The following is a 581-nucleotide window of genomic DNA, read 5'->3' as shown; positions in this document are numbered from 1 at the left end:
GTACCCGGACTACCGAGAAAATGCTGCTGGCTGATTGAGACTTTGCCAGCACGCCCCACCAGGTTTTCGCCGCCAGTGATCAAACCTTCTTGCCGGAAATCTGTCCTGCTTTGCGTGCCCGATACTGTCAGGAGCGTGTCTTGCCCAAAAGCAACAGATCCCGATATCGTCAGGAATGATGTCGCACTGCGTCCGTCTTGACCTGCGGCTCCCATGAAGCGGGACCCAAGCACGGTCCCGTTTTCTTCCATAAGGCCGAACTGGGCAGAAAAGCCTGACCCATCCCTGTCTTTGGCCTCAAGCCCTATGCTGGTCTTTGTGAAAGAGTCAGCGGATGACCCGATTGCATGGTCCGTCGTCAGCGCCAGCGCTTCTGTGAGTTTGAACGCGTGTCCGAAGGAGTAGTCTTCTGTCAGAAGCTGTCCAAATGGATCTGTGTCTGAATCTGTTTCTCCGAGATTCATCTCGTAGGAAAAAACACCTCCATCAAAACGGAGACCGGTGCTGTGATGTGAGTTCATGACTGTCAGGGTGTCGCTGACCTTAACTTCCTTTGCGATCGTGAGACGAGGTCTTGGCGC

The 581-nt window shown here is 54.0% G+C and carries 1 protein-coding gene; it reads right to left on the bottom strand.

All coding sequences use genetic code 11. The annotated features are described in order from the left end of the window. On the bottom strand, nt 1-581 hold a 581-nt coding region (locus tag ACR0BU_RS24785; protein WP_480739600.1), incomplete at both ends, for a hypothetical protein.

The organism is Ruegeria sp. CK2, from assembly GCF_056536585.1.
Note: the sequence above shows the minus strand (reverse complement) of the source record. Positions and strands in the feature narration are given on the sequence as shown.